The organism is Halomonas sp. AOP5-B2-8, assembly GCF_052376475.1.
Taxonomy (GTDB): Bacteria; Pseudomonadota; Gammaproteobacteria; order Pseudomonadales; family Halomonadaceae; genus Vreelandella; species Vreelandella casei.
This window is the reverse complement of sequence record NZ_JBQSVS010000001.1, coordinates 25,756-41,086: the sequence shown is the minus strand read 5'-3', so window position 1 is coordinate 41,086 and position 15,331 is coordinate 25,756. Positions and strand designations below refer to the sequence as shown.

At 54.4% G+C, this 15,331-nt stretch carries 15 protein-coding genes; 11 read left to right on the top strand and 4 right to left on the bottom strand.

The genetic code is table 11. The annotated features are described in order from the left end of the window. Nucleotides 1-13: 13 nt before the first annotated feature. Nucleotides 14-997: a sugar kinase gene (locus ACT3RP_RS00195; RefSeq protein ID WP_483393005.1), complete on the bottom strand. Its 984-nt coding sequence runs from the start codon at nt 995-997 to the stop codon at nt 14-16. Nucleotides 998-1,101: 104 nt separating this feature from the next. Next, the gene (locus ACT3RP_RS00190) at nt 1,102-2,118 is read right to left on the bottom strand and encodes a LacI family DNA-binding transcriptional regulator (protein WP_444671711.1); all 1,017 of its coding nucleotides are present in this window, start codon (nt 2,116-2,118) and stop codon (nt 1,102-1,104) included. Nucleotides 2,119-2,254: 136 nt separating this feature from the next. Here ACT3RP_RS00190 and ACT3RP_RS00185 point away from each other — a divergent pair, with 136 nt between their 5' ends. Both ACT3RP_RS00185 and ACT3RP_RS00180 read left to right on the top strand, forming a co-directional pair. Continuing rightward, nucleotides 2,255-3,094, top strand: a complete 840-nt coding sequence (locus tag ACT3RP_RS00185) for a methyltransferase domain-containing protein (protein ID WP_441685039.1) — start codon at nt 2,255-2,257, stop codon at nt 3,092-3,094. Then, nucleotides 3,091-4,110, top strand: a complete 1,020-nt coding sequence (locus ACT3RP_RS00180) for a methyltransferase (RefSeq protein ID WP_444671712.1) — start codon at nt 3,091-3,093, stop codon at nt 4,108-4,110. The genes ACT3RP_RS00185 and ACT3RP_RS00180 overlap by 4 nt, the downstream gene beginning before the upstream one ends. Before the next feature lie 23 nt (nt 4,111-4,133). On the opposite strand, the gene ACT3RP_RS00175 is transcribed toward ACT3RP_RS00180, so the two are convergent. Next, nucleotides 4,134-4,889 (bottom strand): FadR/GntR family transcriptional regulator, encoded by a 756-nt coding sequence (locus ACT3RP_RS00175; protein ID WP_193062433.1) that lies wholly within the window; start codon nt 4,887-4,889, stop codon nt 4,134-4,136. Between the two features lie 309 nt (nt 4,890-5,198). Here ACT3RP_RS00175 and ACT3RP_RS00170 point away from each other — a divergent pair, with 309 nt between their 5' ends. From ACT3RP_RS00170 to ACT3RP_RS00130, 9 genes are all read left to right on the top strand, one after another. Beyond that, complete coding sequence (locus ACT3RP_RS00170) at nt 5,199-5,939, top strand: SDR family oxidoreductase (RefSeq protein WP_193062435.1); 741 nt, start codon at nt 5,199-5,201, stop codon at nt 5,937-5,939. Between the two features lie 22 nt (nt 5,940-5,961). Continuing rightward, nucleotides 5,962-6,804: a fumarylacetoacetate hydrolase family protein gene (locus tag ACT3RP_RS00165; RefSeq protein WP_193062437.1), complete on the top strand. Its 843-nt coding sequence runs from the start codon at nt 5,962-5,964 to the stop codon at nt 6,802-6,804. A 269-nt stretch (nt 6,805-7,073) separates the two neighbouring features. Continuing rightward, nucleotides 7,074-8,111 carry a zinc-binding alcohol dehydrogenase family protein gene (locus tag ACT3RP_RS00160; RefSeq protein WP_444671713.1) on the top strand — a complete coding sequence of 346 codons (1,038 nt, stop codon included), beginning with the start codon at nt 7,074-7,076 and terminating at the stop codon, nt 8,109-8,111. Continuing rightward, nucleotides 8,108-9,745 carry a UxaA family hydrolase gene (locus ACT3RP_RS00155; protein WP_444671714.1) on the top strand — a complete coding sequence of 546 codons (1,638 nt, stop codon included), beginning with the start codon at nt 8,108-8,110 and terminating at the stop codon, nt 9,743-9,745. Before ACT3RP_RS00160 ends, ACT3RP_RS00155 begins: the two co-directional genes overlap by 4 nt. Then, nucleotides 9,742-10,854 carry a mannitol dehydrogenase family protein gene (locus tag ACT3RP_RS00150; protein ID WP_441686549.1) on the top strand — a complete coding sequence of 371 codons (1,113 nt, stop codon included), beginning with the start codon at nt 9,742-9,744 and terminating at the stop codon, nt 10,852-10,854. Before ACT3RP_RS00155 ends, ACT3RP_RS00150 begins: the two co-directional genes overlap by 4 nt. 75 nt (nt 10,855-10,929) lie before the next feature. After that, complete coding sequence (locus ACT3RP_RS00145; RefSeq protein WP_444671715.1) at nt 10,930-11,916, top strand: C4-dicarboxylate TRAP transporter substrate-binding protein; 987 nt, start codon at nt 10,930-10,932, stop codon at nt 11,914-11,916. 58 nt (nt 11,917-11,974) lie between these two features. Further along, on the top strand, nt 11,975-12,448 hold the full coding sequence (locus ACT3RP_RS00140) for a TRAP transporter small permease (protein ID WP_096280974.1): 474 nt from the start codon (nt 11,975-11,977) through the stop codon (nt 12,446-12,448). Nucleotides 12,449-12,460: 12 nt separating this feature from the next. Further along, complete coding sequence (locus ACT3RP_RS00135) at nt 12,461-13,744, top strand: TRAP transporter large permease (protein ID WP_096280972.1); 1,284 nt, start codon at nt 12,461-12,463, stop codon at nt 13,742-13,744. Nucleotides 13,745-13,914: 170 nt separating this feature from the next. Beyond that, entirely contained in the window at nt 13,915-14,643 is a 729-nt protein-coding gene (locus tag ACT3RP_RS00130) for an SIMPL domain-containing protein (protein WP_441686550.1), read from the top strand. A gap of 18 nt (nt 14,644-14,661) precedes the next feature. Here ACT3RP_RS00130 and greB read toward each other — a convergent pair whose 3' ends face one another. Then, a complete protein-coding gene (greB, locus tag ACT3RP_RS00125) occupies nt 14,662-15,192 on the bottom strand; it encodes a transcription elongation factor GreB (protein WP_441686551.1) in 531 nt (176 codons plus the stop codon). Between the last annotated feature and the right edge of the window lie 139 nt (nt 15,193-15,331).

The following is a 15,331-nucleotide window of genomic DNA, read 5'->3' as shown; positions in this document are numbered from 1 at the left end:
AAATTGTGTCGAGTTAAGCAGTTGGCTGGTCGGCTTCAAGCGTGCTTAGCCGCTCGCGATCAGGCAGGCCTTCCATATCGCCAATGACCTGAATCGCTTGAGCGCCGATCAGATTGCCGCGCATGGCCGCTTGGCGTGCCGAGCGGCCGTCTAACAAGGCGCTGACAACACCCACTGCGAAGCCATCGCCGGCACCTACGGTATCCACAACCTCGTCTACTTGGCAACCGTCTACAGTAAAGCTCTCTTCTTGACCGTCTAAATGGCCGCGATAATAGCTGCCTTCCGGCCCCAGCTTGATAATGACGGCGCTGGCGCCTTGGTCAAGATAGTAACCTGCTACGTCATAGGGCGTCTTCTGACCGGTGAGTAGCTGGCCTTCTGAAAGCCCTGGCAATACCCAGTCAGACAAGGCGGCAAGGGCATTGAGCGTCTCGCGCATGTCAGATTCACTGGCCCACAGGCTGGGGCGTAAATTGGGATCAAAGGAGATGCTGGCACCGCCCGCGCGTGCCTCTTTGAGCATGTGATAGGAAAGCTCGCGGGCGCTGGCAGACAGCGCCGGGGGAATGCCGGTCGCGTGCACATGGCGAAGCGCCGCGAAATCGACATTGCTAGCGTCTTGCGAGGTTAGGTGGCTGGCGGCGCTGCCGCGACGAAAATACTCAACGCTAGGGTCGGCTCCATCCAGCGCACGCTCTTTGAAAAGCAGCCCTGTAGGGTGCTCGCTATCGTTATGCAGATAGCGGCAGTCGAGCCCTTCATGCTCTAGCGTTTGGCGAATAAAGTCGCCAAAACTGTCACTGCCCACCCGGCTCAACCAGCCAACATGAAACCCTAGTCGCGCCAAGCCGATCGCGACATTAGTGTCTGCTCCTGCAATGCGGCGCTGAAAATGTTCTATTGCCGAAAGTTTGCCCGGCGACTGCGCCACAAACATGGTCATGGCCTCGCCAAAGGTGAGAATTTCCGGATGATTTGAAAATGAAGGAGGCATAAGTCATCTCGTAATGTTGTGATTAGCCCGATATGGGAACGATACCATTTGTGACCGCAATGATTAATTCGTGATACCTGTGATTGATTTGTACTGCAAAAATATTAGCGCTGCGTAGAGCCGCGTGCCATCAGTTTGGGTGGAAAGCTGAGCTGCTTGGGCATGGCCACTTTGGTAGGCGTAATGCGGTGCATTAAACAGTGCATCGCAGTTTTGCCGATCGTATTGGTGGGCTGCGCTAGTGTTGTGATGCCCGGGGCGACGAGTGCACACCAGTCGAGTTCATCAATGCCCATTAGGCCTACCTCGCCCAGGCGTAACCCGAGTTTTTGAAACAGCCGTGCGACGTCTAACGTCACGTTGCCGTTAGCGCATAGAACTGCGCAGCATAGCGAACTGTGCTCGCTGAGAAAGCGGCGAAGCGTCTCAAGCGCAGCGGTATCGCCATCGGCTGGCAGCAGCAGCGTGGCGTGCGTCAATTCGCGCTGTGTGGCGTCGTGGATAAAGTGGGTTAATCGCTGCTGTCGGCTACTCGACCGCTCAGGCGCTTCGCTGACATACAGCAGGGCTTGATATCCTTGGGCAGTGAGATGGTCGAGCGCCAGCGCTATGGCTCGCTGATTGTCGAGGCCCACCACCTCTGTATCGACGTGATTTACTTCACGGTCGAGCAAGACAACCGGTGTTCCCTGGCTGATAAATCGATGCAGCTGGCGCTCGGGACTACCGGCGGCATTCACCACCAAGCCTGCCACCTGATAAGCACCCAGCAATGCTAGGTGCTGACGTTCCTGCTCGGGGTCATTATCTGTGTTACACATCAGTAGCGAATAGCCATGCTGGCGGCATGCTTGTTCAACTCCATGCGTAATCGCGACCGAAAAAGGGTTGCGTATATCCGCTACCAGCATACCGATTAGCTTGGAGTGGCCGCCTTTTAAGCCGCGTGCCATTTGGTTGGGCTGATAGCCCAGCCGCTCTGCCGCTTCGGCAATACGTGCCTGTAGTGACGGAGACAGCCGTTCGCGCTCATCGCCGAAGTAACGTGAAACGCTGGTTTTAGACGCGCCGGCTAAGCGAGCGACTTCAAGAAGGGTGGAGCGGCGAGCGGCGGTAGACATAGCGATCGACTGCGAAATGGGAACGTTCCCACGATAAAAGGTTTAGCGCGTGGGAGCAACCGATTTACAAGCAAGCGTTTGACGGCTAAGGAAGGTAAACTACGGGCCCCTTTATGCCTAAAGCGACGCCTGCGGTATGCACCCCAACGATATGTCGAAGAACAACCTCATAAATAGTTATGAATTAACGCAGGCTGGCGATCGCTATTTTGACGGTTTAGCCGACAAATTTTCCCGCTCTCTTTATCAAGCGCCCCGAGGCGAGCTGCGCTTAGCCATGCTCGACTATTTGCTACCCACCATGCTGCAGCTAAACGGCCAAAAGGTGCTAGATGTGGGCGGGGGATTAGGTCAGCAAGCGGCGTGGTTTGCTGAGCGAGGGCACGCGGTGACCATGTCTGAGCCTTCAGAGGATATGCTGAATTACGCTAAGCATTGGCATCGTGACGCGAAATCGCTACCGGAAGAGGCCGTTACCTATGTGCAGGCGCCGCTGCAGTCATTAGTCGATCAGGCACCCGGACCATGGGCGCTGATTACCTGTCATGCGGTGCTGGAGTGGCTGGGCGATCCGCGGGCGGCAGTCGCTGCTTTGAGCACTTTATTAGCGCCCGGCGGGCAGCTGAGTTTGATGGTATTCAATCGCGACGCGCTGCGTTTTTCGAACGCGGTCAAAGGCAATCTAGAAAAGGCCTTGAGCGATCGCTTAGCGGGCAAAGGTAAGCGCCAACGATTGACGCCCATTTCACCCGTGACCCACGCTGATATTGAGCAGTGGAGCGCTGAGAACGGGCTGCGAATAGAGGCCGTTGCCGGTATTCGTGTGTTCCAAGATTATTTGCGCCAGCCGCCTACGACACCCGTTGAGCGTGAAACACTGCTGGAGTTGGAAAAACAGTACTGTCGCCAAGATCCGCATTGGCGCCTAGGCCGCTATCTACTTTACACATTAAGCAAACCGGAGATCACTGAATGAGCGCAAGAGTGCCCGCGTGTCAGTTACTAGAACGTCAGCAGGATAATTATGCCGCGCTGTGGGTCATCGACCCTCCCATGGATAGCTGGCTGGCTGACCAGTCAGAGGGCGTGGTCAGTGGCAATCAGGGCGTGCTGAACGAGTGGGCCGCCAAAGGCAAGCAAGCCCACAATCCCTTTGAAAGAGCTGTCGGTGAGCCGTTGGGCAAAGAGGTCGTATTATTTTGGCCCAAAGCGCACCAGCTGGGTATCTGGTGGCTTAAGTGGCTATGCGAGCAGCTACCCACCGGTACATCCATTGAAATAGTGGGTGAGCATCAGGGGGGCATTAAGCGAGTTCCTAAAATATTGGCTGAGCTGGGTATGCCATGCGATAAGCGAGATAATGCGCGGCGCTGCTCGCTTTTTGTCACTCGCACTGCGGCGCTAGACTTAGCCAGTGGGAATGGAGCCAGCGATAGCGCTTGGCAACGTTTTGAGGCCGTCGGAGTAACGCTGGAGAGCCATCCAGGCGTGTTTGGTCATGGCAAAGTGGACGAGGGCACGCTGCTGATGCTGGAAAGTATCGACAGTTGTTTGCCAAACAAGCCGCTTAAAGTGCTCGATATGGGCTGTGGTGACGGCATTGTGAGCGCTTGGCTGGCGCAGCGTGGCCATCATGTGACCGCTATCGACGTCAGCGCTTTTGCAATAGAGGCCTGTAAGCGTACGTTGGCCGCTAATGGGCTAGCAGGGCGTGTGCTGCATAGTGATGTCTTTAGTGCATTGGAAGGCGAGCAGTTTGACTGGATTATCAGCAATCCACCGTTTCACAAAGAGCGTGATATTAGCTATGGTCCTAGCCAGCGCTTAATAAACGGAGCGCCAGAGCATCTAAGCGCAGGCGGTCGTTTAGTGATTGTCGCCAATGGCTTTTTGCCTTATCCAGAGCACTTGCAGCGTGCGTTCCAAGACTTTCAAACCCTAGCGGATAACCGTCGCTTCAAAGTGTATTCAGCGATCAAGCCATCACGCTAGTGCGGTGGCTTAAGTACGGCGGCTCACTCTGCAAAGAAAACGTTGAGCACATGGTCGAGATGTACTTCCATCGCATGGCGAGCCGCATCGGGGTCACGTGCTTCAATGGCCTCAACGATTCGTTCGTGGTCGTCCTGAGAGCGCTGCGGCATGTCCGTTTCCATAAATAAGTCTTGGAGGCGGCGGAACATGGGACCGTATTTATGCCCGAGTAGGTGCTTGATCAACAGCGCATAGGCCGCATTGCCCGATGCTTCGGCAATGCGGATATGCAGCAGGCGATCCCCCGCGCAGTTGCGCCCGCCGTTGGCGTTGTCGGACACGTTGCGCTTATACGCTAAGCGCATCGCTTTCAGATCTTCTTCAGATGCATTCTGGGCTGCCAAGGCAGCAATTTCTGGCTCCAGGTAGCGGCGTGTCTGAAGGAGAGAAAAGGGCGGAATTTCTTCATTTAAATTGAGCTCGATTTCGCTCTCGAACTCAGGGTCCAGCGCCCAGGGTTCGGTGCGTGCGGCTGCACGCATCACCGGTTCGATAGACGTATAGCGAGCGTCGAGCACCACCACACCATAGCCAACACGCACGGCCACTTGGCCTACTACTTCCAGGGCAATCAAAGCCTCTCTAACGGATGCGCGACTAACGCCAAGTGATAGGGCAAGCTCGCGCTCAGGAGGGAGCAGCGTTCCCGGAGGGAATTCTCCTTCACTGATAAGCTGCTGAAGCTGATCAGCAATCTGACGATAGAGGCGCTGTGAGCGGATGGCTTGAATCGGCATTCGTGGTGCTTCCCGTCCATTTTGTCGATGGTTTGCGGCTACAAGGCGTAGCGACTAAAAAGAGGTAACGACTAAAGCTTATAAAGACTAAAGCCTATAAAGAACACAGCTTATAAAGACTAAAGTTTATAGCGACTAAAGTTCATCTTAAAAAACCGACATTTGGTCTTTTTGTGGCTTGCCAGGATGAAAGAAGTTCGCTCATACTCGGTTCATTGGTCAGGCCATTGGATATCTGGATGATTTGGCCTTATGTATGTTCCCATGATTTTCAGAGACGTGCCATCGCTATTAAAGGTGTGATATAGCATGAGACTCAAGAATAAAACTGCACTGATCACCGCCGCTGCGAACGGTATTGGGCGTGCCAGCGTTGAACGCTTTGTGGCCGAAGGCGCGCGCGTATTCGCCACAGATATCGATATTAGCAGCCTAGAAAATATGCCGGGTGTGGAAGCGTATCGCCTGGACGTAACGGACAGCCAAGCGATCCATGAGTTGGCTAGCTCGCTGCCAGCATTGGACATACTGTTTAACTGCGCAGGCATGGTTCCCGGTGGCAACATTCTGGAGTGCGACGAAGCCTCGTGGCAGCGCTCCATGGACCTGAACGTCACCTCGATGTTTCATACCCTGCAGGCTTTCCTGCCCGGTATGCTAAAAAACGGTGGCGGCAGCGTTATCAACATGGCGTCACTGGCATCTAGCATTAAAGGTGTGCCCAATCGCTGCGCATATGGCACCTCTAAGGCGGCGGTGATTGGGCTAACCAAGTCGGTAGCCGCCGACTTTATGACCCAAGGCATTCGCTGTAATGCGATTTGTCCTGGCACCGTTGAGTCACCCTCGTTGAAGCAGCGTATCGCTGAACAGGCCCGCCAAGAAGGGCGCAGCGATGCCGACGTGCTTGAGGCGTTCAAGGCGCGGCAGCCGATGGGCAGACTAGGGCGCGTTGAAGAAGTGGCAGCGCTAGCGACATTTTTGGCCTGCGATGAGTCGCAGTTCATTACCGGCACCACTCAGTTAATTGATGGTGGCTGGGCCAACTGATCATTATAGGAGTCATAACAATATGAAACTCGTACGTTTTGGACAGCCGGGCCAAGAGAAGCCGGGCATTATCGACAGCCAGGGCGCTGTGCGTGACCTTTCCGCCATCGTTGATGATATTGCCGGCGATGTGCTCAGCGATGAAGGGCTACAGGCACTGCGCGACCTGGATCTTTCGACATTGCCAGAAGTCGCGGCGGATACTCGCCTAGGGCCCTGCGTTGGCCGCATTGGTAAGTTTATTTGCATTGGTCTTAACTATTCTGATCACGCTGCGGAAACCGGTGCTGAAGTGCCGCCAGAGCCAGTCATTTTTAACAAATGGACCAGCGCGGTGTGTGGCCCCAACGATAACGTGGAAATTCCCCGCGGCTCTCAGAAAACCGATTGGGAAGTAGAGCTTGGCGTTATTGTCGGTAAGGGCGGCCGCTACATTGATGAAGCCGATGCCATGTCTCATGTGGCGGGTTTTTGTGTGGTTAACGATGTCTCTGAGCGCGCGTATCAGCTGGAGCGAAGCGGCACCTGGGATAAAGGTAAAGGCTGCGATACGTTTGGCCCCTTGGGCCCCTGGCTTGTATCACGCGATGACGTTGCTGACCCTCATCAGCTTAATATGTGGCTTGAGGTCGATGGCCACCGCTATCAGAACGGCAACACCCGCACGATGGTGTATCAGGTGCCTTTTCTGATCAGCTACTTGAGCCAGTTCATGAGCCTCCAGCCCGGTGACGTTATTTCTACCGGAACACCCCCAGGTGTGGGCATGGGCCAGCAGCCAGCGATTTATCTTCGCGACGGGCAGCAGATGCGCTTAGGCATCGATGGCCTGGGTGAACAGCTCCAGCGCGTTGTTCAAGCATAAGATGAAAATGGTCAGTTAGATCTAACGTCGGCGCCAGCGGCTTAATTTGCCGCTGGCGCTTCACTCAATAAGATTGTCAGACCACTAGATGGCGGGGTATTGCGCCGCCAAAGGTCTGACCACTGGATCAATGTACCTATTAATTTAACGTATCTATCAAGTCCAAGTACTTATCAAGTCCAAGTACTTATAACGTTAATGTACCTATCAGGTTGTATGGCTCATGGTCTGCGCTTGGTGGCCAGTGCTTTGCGAAAAGGAGCGCACTAATGCAAGTTCTCGTTTGTTCAAAACCGCATCACCTCGAGCTAAGCCAGGCCAGCCGCCCAGCATGCACCCCTGGCCACGCGGTTGTTCGTATTCGCCGTATCGGTATTTGCGGTACGGATATTCACGCCTACGGTGGCAACCAGCCCTATTTTGAATATCCACGGGTATTAGGCCACGAACTGGCGGGGGAAGTGATCGAGACCGGGGACGAGCAATCGCAGCATTGGGTCGGTAAGAATGTTTACGTGATTCCTTATCTACATTGTGGTGAATGTCGCGCTTGCCTGCAGGAAAAAACCAACTGCTGCCAGCACATGCAGGTCATTGGTGTGCATCGAGACGGTGGTATGGCGGAGTACTTAGCCGTTCCAACCAGCCACCTTGTGGTCTCAAAAACGTTGAGCCTTGATCAGCTAGCGCTAGTGGAATGTATGGCTATTGGCGCGCATGCGGTACGACGTAGTCAGCTGCAGGCGGATGAGCTGGCCGTCGTCGTTGGCGCCGGTCCTATTGGAATGGGCGTGCTGCAGGTAGCTAAGAGCCGTGGCGCACGTACGCTGATGGTAGACACTAATGCCTCACGGTTAGCTTTTTGCCGCGATGTGCTGGGCGCCGATGCCGTTGCGAATCCCTTGGAAGATGATGTTGCTGAACGCATCAGCCAATTGAACGGCGGGGCGCTGGCAGAGGTTGTTTTCGATGCAACCGGCAATCCTCGTGCGATGGAGGCAGGTTTCGATCTTGCCGGCCATGGCGGCCGCTATGTGCTGGTCAGTATCGTCAAAGCCGACATTGCATTTAATGATCCTGATTTCCATAAGAAAGAACTGACGCTGATGGGCAGCCGCAATGCGACGCCTGAGGACTTTGCCTGTGTCGTGTCGCTCATGGAAAGTGGCGCTATCAATGCCGATGCGATGATTACGCATCGTGCACCGCTCAGGGATGTGCCCGCCAAAATGCCGCAGTGGTGTGATCCTGCCAATCACGTCATTAAAGCCATGATCACCATCGATACTGACGAGGCGCACTCATGAGTGACCTGATTGCGACGCAAACGCCCCATCTCACCCTGCGGGTCCACGCGCTGGATAATGTCCGAGTGGCACTCACCGACCTGCCTGCAGGCACGGTGGTTGAAGATCAAGACACACAGATTACTCTCCCTGGCCCCGTGCGCCATAAGCACAAGTTCGTACTGGGTGACATGGCGGTTGGTGATTTGGTTGTCATGTACGGCGTCACGGTGGGTAAAGTGACTCAGCCTATTGCCGCAGGCGGCGCTATTACCACCGAAAACCTAGTGCATTCAACGGATGATTTGCCTGCGAATAGCCAGCAAACCGCGTGGCAGCCGCCGGCGGTCACCGCATTCGAGAAGACCACGTTCGACGGCTACCACCGCCCCGATGGCCGAGTTGGAACGGCCAATGTGTGGCTCGTAGTGCCGTTGGTGTTTTGTGAAAACCGTAATATTGAGGTGCTTCGCCAGTGTGTCGCTGACGCGCTGGGTGATGATCCTTTTCAAGACTACAAGCGCATGGCGCGCCAGTTATTGCATGGCGACAGTGCGGCTGAGTCTACGACGTCTTCAAATGAGCGTTTATTTCCTAACGTTGATGGCGTGCGTTTTCTGGTTCATCAGTTGGGCTGTGGTGGTACGGACGGCGATGCCGAGGCGCTCTGTCAGCTGCTGGCAGGCTATATTTGTCACCCCAACGTAGCGGGAGCAACGGTGCTGAGCCTGGGCTGTCAGAAAGCGCAGATCACCATGCTACAAAATGCTATCGCAGAGCGTGACCCAGCGGTCTACAAGACCGTTAGCTATTTCGAACAGCAGCGCTCTGAGAGTGAAGAAGTGTTAATTCGTGATGCGTTAACGGCTATTTTTGATGGCCTCAAGCAGGCCAATCAAGTCACCCGGCAGCCCGCACCGCTTTCTGAGCTCACGCTAGGCGTTGAGTGCGGCGGTTCGGATGGTTTTTCCGGGCTTTCTGCCAATCCGCTAGTGGGCGCAGTTGTTGATCGTTTAGTGGCGCTGGGTGGCAGCGGTATTTTGAGTGAGTTTCCTGAGCTGTGCGGTGTCGAGCATGAGCTGCTGGCGCGCTGTAGTGATCCAAACGTTGCCGAGCGGTTTAGCTCGCTGATGGCGGCCTATCAGCGTCATGCCCATGCGGTCGGCGCAGATTTCTCTATGAACCCTTCGCCGGGCAACGTGCGTGATGGCTTGATCACCGATGCGATGAAGTCAGCCGGGGCTGCCAAAAAGGGTGGCGATAGCCCGGTGGTTGACGTACTTGATTACACCGAGCCCATGACGCGTAAGGGGCTTAATCTACTGTGCACCCCAGGCAATGACGTGGAGTCGACGACAGGCTTAGTGGGCTCCGGCGCCAACCTTGTACTGTTTACGACCGGATTGGGTACGCCGACCGGGAACCCAGTTGCGCCGGTGCTGAAAATTGCCAGCAACAGCGAGCTCGCTAGCCGTATGAGCGACGTAATCGATTTTGATGCCGGTCCTATTATTCGCGGTGAAACCGATATCGCGACACTGGCTGATGAGCTGCTGACGATGTGTATCGACACCGCATCGGGGCGCTATGTCACCAAAGCAGTGCGGCTTTCACAGTTGGACTTTATTCCCTGGAAGCGGGGCGTCTCGCTGTGAGTCTCTCGCTGCATCAAGCAAGCATCGTTCAGTTTGGCACCAGCCGGTTTCTGCTAGGCCACGTGGCCGCCTTTGCTGGCGAGGCCATAGCTCAAGGGGTTAGCCAAGAGGCCGTACTGGTAGTGCAGACCTCTGATCGTCCGGAAGGCAAAGCCAAAGCCTCGGCCTTGGCGCAGCAGGCTAGCTACCCTTTACATGTTAAAGGCTTGCGCGACGGCTTACCTGTCGATGAGCAGTATGCCGTTGTCAGTGTGGCCGGCTGTATGGTGGCTGCACAAGAGTGGGCGTCATTAGCGCGCCACTTTATCGAAACGGCCCGCTGGGTGGTGTCCAATACGGGCGATAGCGGCTATCAGGTCGCCAATGATTCCAGCTTGGCGGACGTGCCTTCAAGTTTCCCAGGCAAACTTACCAAGCTGCTTTATGCGCGTTTTCAGGCAGGGCGGCCAGGGCTGACGATGCTTCCTTGCGAGTTGATTAGCCGCAACGGTGACGTACTAAAGGAGCTTGTCGCTACCTTGGCTCGACTGGACTATCAAGATACCGACTTTGACGCATGGCTGGTGTCCCAGTGCTGCTGGGTCAATACGCTGGTGGATCGTATCGTTTCAGCGCCGCTTGAACCCGTCGGCGCCGTTGCCGAACCCTACGCGCTTTGGGCCGTGCAACAAACGCCAGGCCTAGTCATGCCGTTTGAACATTCTGCCGTGCAAGTGGTGAACTCACTGCAGCCTTATGAATTACGCAAACTGCATATTCTCAATCTGGCGCACAGTTACCTGATAGATCAGTGGCGCTATCTGGGTTTGGGTGAATCAATAACCTACGTAAGAGAAGCCATGCAGGAGCCGCGGCTGCGTACGGCGCTTAATGAGGTGATAGCAGAGGAGGTGCTGCCCACATTATCCCGTGAGCTGCCCGACATGGACTTACAAAGCTACTGGCAGAGCACGCTGGAGCGATTCGATAATCCATATCTGGATCACCGCTTAGAAGATATCGCGAACTATCACCACGACAAGCTGGAACGTCGTTTGAAACCCGTGGTGAGCATGGCTAAACAACACAACATTCTAACGCCTCGGCTTGAAAAGGCGCTTGAGCGATAAGCATTGGCAACCGCGGCTTACCACGTGTTTGGCCGTCACTATTACTGCAGTTAAACAAAAAAAGTGGAGTACTACATGCGCCTTAATAAACTCACTCTTGCTATTACGCTTGCGACCGCAACCAGTATTGGCATTGTTAGCACCGCGAATGCCAGCACGGTCATTCGCGTGGCTTATGGCAACCAGCCCGGCGAGCCGGTGGACGTTGCTGTCAACCAGTGGGCCGAATGGGTGAACGAGGCTAGTAACGGTGAGCTGGAGCTGAAAGCGTTCCCCGCCAGCCAGCTAGGCTCGGAAACCGATGTAATGGAGCAGGCGCGGTTTGGCTCAGCCATTATTTCGATTACCGCCTACAGTAATTTTCTTGACTCGGTGCCTGATCTTGCGGTTTTAGATGCGCCGTATTTAAGCGAAGACTTCGACTCTAAACTCAAGGTTTTTGACTCCGAGTGGTTTGCTGAGCAAATGACCCTGCTGCAGTCGTCCGGTTACCACATTGTCATCCCTAACGCGGTGTATGGCGTTCGCCATCTGCTCACGCGTGAGCCGGTTAATACGCCGGAAGACCTCGACGGTGTAGGCGTGCGCGTGCAGAACTCGCAGATGTATGTCGAAGCGGTTCGCGCCATGGGCGCAACGCCGACGCCTATGTCGCTGGGTGATGTCTATCCCGCCTTGGCTCAGGGAATGGTCGATGGTGTCGAAAACCCGGCTGCCGTGCTTTACGGCGGAAAATTTTATGAAGTGATCAAGCACCTGAGCTTAACGGCGCATATGCACACCGTCGCGCCTTTCGTTACCGGCCAGGCCTTCTGGGAACAGCTGGATGAAGAGCAGCAGCAAATTCTGACCGATACAGGCCAGCAAATGGCTGAATACCTGGCTGAGCTTGTCGCTGAAGATAGTGAGCAGGCGCTTGAGAAGCTGCGTAGCGAAGGCGTGGAGATTCACGAAATAGATACCACTCCTTTCCGTGAGCGGGCAGCCGAGCAAATTCCCTCCGCTTTTCCGCAGTGGACCGACGGTCTTTACGACAACGTCTACAAGATTATCAACGGCTGATTAGCGTGTGATTTTATGGCTCCCCGGCGTGCCGGGGAGCCTAATCGAGGAGGCTGGTATGAAGCGTATTTTTACGTGGCTGGATCGGGTCATGCGCCTTGATGAGGTTATCGCCACCGCCGCTGTTTTTGCTCTTTTCCTGGTGGCTATTAGCAACATATTTATGCGCTATCTATTTGGTTCGCCGCTGGCATGGACAGAAGAGATACTCCAATTGCTGCTGGTCTGGGCCACCTTTTTAGGCGCCAGTGCGCTGGTAAGGCGCCGTGAGCATGTGTTTATCAGCTTCGTTACCGACAAGCTTCCACCTCGCTTAGCGCATTGGAATGAGCAGGTGTTCAGCGTTGGCATCATTTTGATCAGTGCCTTGGTCATGCTGTATTGGGGAACTCAGCTGCTTAGCTTCTCAGCGTTTCGCAGCACGCCGATGCTGCAAATTCCCTATTACTGGATTCACGTAGCCATCCCTGTCAGCGCGGTGGTGATGATTTATCACTGTGTGGTCCGGCTGATTCAGCGACATACACCATAGGAGCTCAATCAAATGGCTGTGAGTATTGCTATTGGCGCACTGTTTTTGCTGTTTCTTGTAGGGACACCCGTCGCCTTCGCGCTGTTTTTTTCTACTTTTCTGTACTTCATTGTCGGGGCCGATCAGCCGACGATGTTGCTGATTCAACGTCTGGCAGGAGGCTTGGAATCCGTATCGTTATTAGCGATACCGTTTTTCATTATGGCCGGCGTATTCATGAACTATTCCGGCATTACGGACCGGCTGCTTAAATTAGCAGAGCTGCTTACGCGGCGTATGCACGGTGGGTTGGCGCAGGCCAACGTCCTGCTAAGTACCTTTATGGGTGGGCTATCTGGCTCTAACATTGCCGATGCCGCGATGAACTCAAAACTGCTGGTGCCTAGCATGACCGCTAAAGGCTATCCCAAGCCTTTTTCCAGTGCAGTAACGGCAGCTTCGTCGTTAATTACTTCTACTATCCCCCCCGGTATTGCATTGATCGTCTATGGCTACGTCAATAACGTATCGATTGGGAGGTTATTTCTAGCGGGGGTAGTGCCCGGCGTATTGATGGCCATCAGTTTAATGGTCTTGGTATCTTATTTATGCCGTCGGAATAACTACCAGCCGCCTGAGCGCAGCAAAGTGACGCGCCATGAATGGGTTAGCGTCACACGGGCTGGCATCATCGCTTTAATGCTGCCGCTGGTTGTGATCGGGGGTATTCGTATTGGTGTCTTCACGCCAACTGAAGCTGGCGCTATTGCGGTGCTCTATGCGCTGATTGTGGGTGTCTTTGTTTACAAGCAGATGTCGGTCAAGAGCATTGCGCTGGCCACCAATGAGTCACTGTTGGCATCGGTCAATGTGCTATTTATCATCGCTGTCGCTTCGGGCTTTGCGCGTTTTCTTACCTGGGAGCAGATCCCTCAAGAAATCGCTATGCTGTTGTCTTCAGAGGTGGGTAGTGCCATTGTCTTCCTGCTTTTGGCCAACTTGCTGCTGCTGGTGCTGGGAATGTTCCTGGAGGGCAACGCGATATTGATTGTGCTGTCTCCGTTATTAGCCCCTGTGGCCGCTCAGTTCGGCATCGATCCGGTTCACTTTGGTATCATTTTTATCATTAATGCCACGATTGGAACCATAACGCCGCCCTTGGGCACGGTCATGTTCACTACCTGCAGCATCACAGGCGTCAAGGTTGCGGACTTTATACGTGCGGTCATGCCATTCTGGATGGTGATGGTAGGCATACTGCTGCTGACAACCTTTGTGCCAGCGATCTCTCTTGCTCTGCCCGCGTTAGTTTTCTAACCGTTCTGTTTATATCCCTCCGCTTGTCTAAATAGATAAAGGCGCAGAAGATTCTTCTGCGCCTTTATCCTTGAAATTGCCACATTCAGTCACCGACGAGACAGCCGTTCGGGTCTATAATGTGTCACAAGCATTGGGCGATTTGACAGACGTGAGTCGAGGTGGCCGTTATGACAGGAAACGTTCGAAATACTGCAGTGTTGGGAAGTGCCGTTTTGCTAGGCGGACTGCTCGCATTGGGGCTAGTGTGGAGCGGCAGCTACATCAAAGGTGCGGCTGAGGTATGGCAGCAGTCGTCGCGTAGCGTCACCGTGCGGGGGTTGGCCGAGCGAGACGTCGAGGCCGACTTGGTATTGTGGCCGTTTAACTACACGGTGAGCGCCAATAGTTTAAGCGATCTAGAGCAGCAGCTAAGCAATGGCGAAGGGGCGATTCGAGATTTTCTTCAGGCTCAAGGCTTTGCCCCAGAGCATGTGAGCTCGACACCGCCGAGAATTACCGATCAATTCAGCAATCAGTATGGTGCTCAGCGCCCGGATGAACGCTATCGCGCAGAAGCGACGCTGCTGCTGCGCTCACCCGACGTTGAGGGCGTGATTGAAGCGATTCCTAACGCGACCTCGTTAGTGCGAGAAGGCGTACTGCTTTCACCTAGCTACGAATACCGCACGGAATTTCTGTTTACGGGCCTTGATGCCATTAAGCCAGAAATGATTGCGGCCGCAACGGCAGATGCACGTAACGCTGCACAGCAGTTTGCTGAAGATTCGGGTAGCCAAGTGGGTCAGATACGCCAAGCGACCCAGGGCTACTTTTCGATTGATGATCTAGATAGCTACACGCCGCAAACCAAGCGGGTGCGCGTTGTGACGACGGTCGACTACTCGCTCCAGGATTGAGCCTTACAGCGTCGCTATTTAGGCGGTGTAATCGATGACGGTGATGGTATAAAACGTATAGCCGTTAGGCGTAAGCACTTTTGCTTCTTCACCGACCTGTTTACCTAGCAGTGCTTTGGCCATGGGGGCATCGATACTGATCCAGCGCTTTTTGGTATCGATCTCATCGTGGCCAACAATTCTAAGATGTACCTGCTCACCGTTTTCATCTTCCAGGCTCACGTAGGCACCAAAAAACACTTTGCTGGTGTCGGCGGGGAGACGATCAACAATTTGCAGCTCATCCAAACGCGTCGTCAGGTAACTAATACGCGCAATCACGCGATTTAGCTCTTTCTTATTGTAGGTGTAATCAGCGTTTTCACTGCGATCGCCCTGGGCTGCGGCTTCGCCGACTTTGGCAGAAATTTCCGGGCGTTTAACGCGTGACAGGTGATCTAAAATAGCGCGTAAGCGTGAAGCGCCCTCGCTGGTAATCAGGTTGCTCTTAGGGGCTTGACGCGGATCTTTTGCTGGATCGCGCCAGCGGGTCATGTTGCGGCCTTTCATTACCGGTTCCCTATTATGTATCGAGCTATCTACCTTACGTTAATTGCGGGAAGCATACCAAGCAACATGCTACTGGCGAATCATTCAAACGTTCGTTACATTGTTGGAGAGGCCCGCCGTTGTTAGGTCTCAACGGGAC

Excerpts from the sequence above, each read along its gene's own strand:
- ACT3RP_RS00170 (WP_193062435.1), top strand. The coding sequence starts at position 5,199 with ATGAGACTCAAGAATAAAACTGCACTGATCACCGCCGCTGCGAACGGT.
- ACT3RP_RS00160 (WP_444671713.1), top strand. The coding sequence starts at position 7,074 with ATGCAAGTTCTCGTTTGTTCAAAACCGCATCACCTCGAGCTAAGCCAG.
- ACT3RP_RS00185 (WP_441685039.1), top strand. The coding sequence starts at position 2,255 with ATGCACCCCAACGATATGTCGAAGAACAACCTCATAAATAGTTATGAA.
- ACT3RP_RS00195 (WP_483393005.1), bottom strand. The coding sequence starts at position 997 with ATGCCTCCTTCATTTTCAAATCATCCGGAAATTCTCACCTTTGGCGAG.
- ACT3RP_RS00165 (WP_193062437.1), top strand. The coding sequence starts at position 5,962 with ATGAAACTCGTACGTTTTGGACAGCCGGGCCAAGAGAAGCCGGGCATT.
- ACT3RP_RS00145 (WP_444671715.1), top strand. The coding sequence starts at position 10,930 with ATGCGCCTTAATAAACTCACTCTTGCTATTACGCTTGCGACCGCAACC.
- ACT3RP_RS00135 (WP_096280972.1), top strand. The coding sequence starts at position 12,461 with ATGGCTGTGAGTATTGCTATTGGCGCACTGTTTTTGCTGTTTCTTGTA.
- ACT3RP_RS00175 (WP_193062433.1), bottom strand. The coding sequence starts at position 4,889 with ATGCCGATTCAAGCCATCCGCTCACAGCGCCTCTATCGTCAGATTGCT.
- ACT3RP_RS00155 (WP_444671714.1), top strand. The coding sequence starts at position 8,108 with ATGAGTGACCTGATTGCGACGCAAACGCCCCATCTCACCCTGCGGGTC.
- ACT3RP_RS00190 (WP_444671711.1), bottom strand. The coding sequence starts at position 2,118 with ATGTCTACCGCCGCTCGCCGCTCCACCCTTCTTGAAGTCGCTCGCTTA.
- ACT3RP_RS00180 (WP_444671712.1), top strand. The coding sequence starts at position 3,091 with ATGAGCGCAAGAGTGCCCGCGTGTCAGTTACTAGAACGTCAGCAGGAT.
- greB (WP_441686551.1), bottom strand. The coding sequence starts at position 15,192 with ATGAAAGGCCGCAACATGACCCGCTGGCGCGATCCAGCAAAAGATCCG.
- ACT3RP_RS00130 (WP_441686550.1), top strand. The coding sequence starts at position 13,915 with ATGACAGGAAACGTTCGAAATACTGCAGTGTTGGGAAGTGCCGTTTTG.
- ACT3RP_RS00140 (WP_096280974.1), top strand. The coding sequence starts at position 11,975 with ATGAAGCGTATTTTTACGTGGCTGGATCGGGTCATGCGCCTTGATGAG.